At 36.7% G+C, this 4,215-nt stretch carries 3 protein-coding genes and 6 tRNA genes; 8 read left to right on the top strand and 1 reads right to left on the bottom strand.

Annotation, left to right across the window (positions count from 1 at the left end):
• Nucleotides 1-38: 38 nt before the first annotated feature.
• From IV88_RS08785 to IV88_RS08745, 8 genes are all read left to right on the top strand, one after another.
• Nucleotides 39-113 (top strand) — tRNA-Asp (locus tag IV88_RS08785).
• 33 nt (nucleotides 114-146) lie between these two features.
• Nucleotides 147-219: transfer RNA gene (locus tag IV88_RS08780), tRNA-Phe, on the top strand.
• 33 nt (nucleotides 220-252) lie between these two features.
• Nucleotides 253-326 (top strand) — tRNA-Trp (locus IV88_RS08775).
• 6 nt (nucleotides 327-332) lie between these two features.
• Nucleotides 333-405 (top strand) — tRNA-His (locus tag IV88_RS08770).
• A 46-nt stretch (nucleotides 406-451) separates the two neighbouring features.
• Nucleotides 452-535, top strand: a tRNA-Leu gene (locus IV88_RS08765).
• Between the two features lie 109 nt (nucleotides 536-644).
• A tRNA-Cys gene (locus IV88_RS08760) sits at nucleotides 645-715 on the top strand.
• A 392-nt stretch (nucleotides 716-1,107) separates the two neighbouring features.
• Complete coding sequence (locus tag IV88_RS08750; RefSeq protein ID WP_057800521.1) at nucleotides 1,108-1,524, top strand: CopY/TcrY family copper transport repressor; 417 nt, start codon at nucleotides 1,108-1,110, stop codon at nucleotides 1,522-1,524.
• A 2-nt stretch (nucleotides 1,525-1,526) separates the two neighbouring features.
• A complete protein-coding gene (locus IV88_RS08745) occupies nucleotides 1,527-3,539 on the top strand; it encodes a heavy metal translocating P-type ATPase (RefSeq protein WP_057800520.1) in 2,013 nt (670 codons plus the stop codon).
• Nucleotides 3,540-3,596: 57 nt separating this feature from the next.
• Here IV88_RS08745 and IV88_RS08740 read toward each other — a convergent pair whose 3' ends face one another.
• Nucleotides 3,597-4,091 (bottom strand): hypothetical protein, encoded by a 495-nt coding sequence (locus IV88_RS08740; protein ID WP_057800519.1) that lies wholly within the window; start codon nucleotides 4,089-4,091, stop codon nucleotides 3,597-3,599.
• Nucleotides 4,092-4,215: the final 124 nt, after the last annotated feature.

Below are 4,215 nucleotides of genomic sequence, written 5' to 3'. Positions count from 1 at the left end.
ACAGGTTCGAGCCCTGTATCCTCCATTCTTAGTATTTTGGTCCCATGGTCTAGTTGGTTTAGGACGCCTGCCTGTCACGCAGGAGATCACGAGTTCGAGTCTCGTTGGGACCGTCGATGAACGGTTAGTAACAATAGTTCATTTTTGGCTCGGTAGCTCAGTCGGTAGAGCAATGGATTGAAGCTCCATGTGTCGGCAGTTCGATTCTGTCCCGCGCCATAGTAAGGTTTTCCTTACATTTAACTTTTTTATAGGGATATAGTTTAATGGTAGAACTACGGTCTCCAAAACCGTCAATGTGGGTTCAACTCCTACTATCCCTGCCATTGATGGCGGTACTGGCGAAGTGGTTAACGCACCGGATTGTGGCTCCGGCACGCGTGGGTTCGATTCCCACGTACCGCCCTAGGATACTTTTACAAGTTTCCACATTTATTAATATGTTGTATTTGCCGCTGTGGCGGAATTGGCAGACGCGCTGGACTCAAAATCCAGTTCCTTCACGGGAGTGTGGGTTCGACCCCCACCGGCGGCATCTAGAAGCATATAGTCCACATATGTTTCATCTAGTACTTCGTGTTGGTCTCGTGTAATTCGTACTTCTGGTACAATACAACGATATCACACGATTTTTTATTTTTGATGGCGGTATAGCCAAGTGGTAAGGCAGAGGTCTGCAAAACCTTCATCACCGGTTCAAATCCGGTTACCGCCTTAATAATAGAAAAAGCCTACACATTGTGTAGGCTTTTTTGTTTACTTAATTTACTTTTTTTCACGTTTGATATCTATTAAAGTTTTGGCGCTGAATATTAAGTCTGTAAAGTCATATGCGGCAAATGCAATGATTACTGTCCGTAAAAAAGTTGACTGGTTTCCATCGATCTTAAGGTAATAGACGAAGAAGGATCCGATAATTAGGTCTAGTATGATGTTTGAATATAGTAGTTTTGGTATTTTTGGAAAGAGCAAGGTCGAGTCCTCCGTTGGGTTTTAATGTTTTCAGTATACAACAAATCAAATTGAATGTCTTTTGGTTGACAGCATTTGACTACAAATGTAAACTAATAGTAAATAAAGATTACAAATGTAGACGAGGAGAACATTATGAACAAAGCAATCACGCCAGCGGAGTGGAAAATAATGAGAATTGTATGGACACTCGGAGAAGTTGGAAGTGCTGATATTATTGAAAATATTCAACGTATGAACGATTGGAGCAACTCTACAATCAAAACATTGATAAGTAGATTAGTTAAGAAAGGGTACCTACTAGCAACTTCACAGGGACATGCTAACTTATATTCAGCACTAATTCCTGAGGAAACAGCTATAAATTCGGAATCAGCCAATTTATTTGACTCAATATGTGAAATGAAAGTCGGAGAAGTTATTGCTAAGGCAATTCAAGAACATCAAGTTAGCAAAAATGACTTAAAGGAAATTCAAAAAATCATTAGTAGCCAAATCGATGATGCTCCTAAAACTGTCCAATGTAATTGTTTAGGAAAGGTGGCAGATTAGTTATGGACATGAATCACAATCATGAACAAATGAATGATGAAATGATGCACGGTGGTATGATGATGCACATGGGTAATCTAAAGCAGTTGTTTTGGATTAGTGTTGTAATTACGATACCAGTTTTATTAATGTCCCCTATGATGGGAATGACTAGTCCGCTTATTAGCTTTCCATTTTCTGATTGGTTAGTGGCTATTCTTGCTACTGTTTTATTTTTCTATGGCGGGAAACCTTTCTTTAGTGGTGCGTCTGGTGAATTTAAAGAACGCAAACCTGCAATGATGATGTTAATTACAATGGGCATAAGTGTGGCGTACATTTACAGTATGTATGCATTTATATCAAATGATATTCTCCGTATCATGCCAATGAAAATGAGCTTTTTCTGGGAGCTAGCGACTTTAATTGATATCATGTTGCTTGGCCATTGGATTGAAATGAACGCTGTTTCAGGTGCTGGTGATGCTTTAGAAGAACTTCAAAAACTGCTTCCAGATAAAGCAAACAAAGTTTTAGCTTCGGGGAAAATTAAAGAAATTGATTTAAAGAATGTTGTAGCAGGAGATCATTTATTAATTAAGGGTGGAGAAAAAATACCTACTGATGGAATAGTTATAAATGGAGAAAGTTCTGTCAATGAATCTTTAGTAACAGGAGAGTCAAAATTAATCAATAAAACTAAAGGATCTAATGTTGTTGGTGGATCAATTAATGAGCAGGGAACGTTAACTATTAAAGTTACTGGAACAGGTAAAGATGGATATTTAGCAAAAGTTGTTAGTTTAGTTAGTTCAGCACAAAATAGTAAATCGCAAGCAGAATCATTTGCGGACCGTGTAGCAGGCTGGTTATTCTATGCTTCAACAATTGTTAGTATTATTGCTTTTTTTATTTGGCTGTTAGTGGGATCGTTTGATCAAGCTATGACAGTTGCTGTGACAGTGTTAATTATTGCATGTCCACATGCTTTAGGACTTGCTATTCCGCTTGTGGTTTCAAGAAGCACATCTATTGCAGCACGGAATGGACTTTTAATTAAAAATCGTGATGCTTTAGAAAATGGAAATAAAATTGATTATGTATTGATGGATAAAACTGGTACCTTAACTGAAGGTGACTTTAAGGTTCATCAGATTAATTCGTACGATAAAGATTATTCGGAAAATAATATTCTTACAATTATGGCTTCTTTGGAACAGAATTCCAATCATCCACTAGCACAAGGTATTATCAATAAAGCTAAACAATTGAACTTATCAACTTTGGAAGCCACAGACCTTCAACAAATTCCTGGACAAGGATTAAAAGCTAGAGTAAATGGTCGTGAGTATTATCTGGTTGGAAAACGATTTTTAAATGACAATGAAATTGAATTTGATGAAGAAAAAGATCGTGAATTATCCCAACAAGGAAATTCTATTTCTTATTTAGTCAGTGATTCAGTTGTTCTTGGGTTAGTCGCTGAAGGTGATCAAATAAAATCGAATGCAAAAGAGGCAATTCAACAACTTATCAGCTTAGGCAAGATTCCATATATGCTTACTGGTGATAATAAGGAGACAGCCAGTTTAGTGGCCCAACAGCTTGGAATAAAACAGTTTGATGCAGAATTGAAACCAGAAGACAAACATCAAATTATGAAACAACTTCAACAAGCTGGTCATCATGTAATGATGGTTGGAGACGGAGTGAATGACGCACCTAGTTTAGCAGGAGCAGATATCGGAGTTGCTATTAATTCAGGTACAGATGTTGCAATTGATTCGGCAGATGTTATTTTAGTTAAAAATGATCCTGTAGACATTGTAACTTTTCTAAAATTAGCTCGAAATACTAGCCGAAAGATGGTTCAAAACCTATGGTGGGGAGCTGGATATAACGGCATTGCAATTCCGTTAGCAGCTGGAGTTTTAGCACCAATTGGAATTTTGCTTGATCCGATGGTCGGAGCAATATTAATGTCTTTAAGTACCGTTATTGTCGCTATTAATGCACAGCTTCTAAAATTAAAATAAAATTCATAAAAAATAACCACTTGATTAGTGTTTTACATTAATCAAGTGGTTCTATTTTTAATTTAGATTGTAAGCTGTGTAGTTGGTGTCATGATATCTGAAGTTCGTATTAGTATACGCGGCAAATGGTTGGTAGGTTGCGGACCGCTTCCAAAGTGAGTAATCTGAGTCCAATTGCCAAATTGTTAAAAGAACTCGATCATTATGCTTTTTATTAGGTTTTAGAACATAGATATCTTTAAGACCTAATGGAAAGTCGGGAGAGGTTATTAATTGATTAACCTTTGAATCGAAAACTTTTAAATCATCGTCACCCAAACTAAAGAATGCAAAGCGGAAAAAGCCGGTCCATTCTTGATTTCCGTGGTGTGCCAATATGTCATAAGATAATGGATTATTAAAAACGGGTTCTTCTCCAGAAACATCTAATAATTGAAGATCCGTTGGAGCTGAAGAGCTGGAAAGTACAATCATTTTACGACTTGGATTGTTCTTTTGAATTTGCTTTAATATTTGCCAGCTACCAAATGTAGATGAAATTTTTTTAATCATATTTTTTCCTCCCTTAATATTCAACTACATTATAGAATTAAATCGTAATTAATGAAAAGGTTTTCTACTTATTTGCGGTAAAATATAGTTATCAATTAGACCTAAGGTAATAAGTCAAGAGAGG

This window comes from Pediococcus argentinicus (assembly GCF_001437605.1).
Lineage (GTDB): Bacteria > Bacillota > Bacilli > Lactobacillales > Lactobacillaceae > Pediococcus > Pediococcus argentinicus.
The sequence above is the reverse complement of the archived record's forward strand: the minus strand, read 5'-3'. Positions and strand labels throughout refer to the sequence as shown.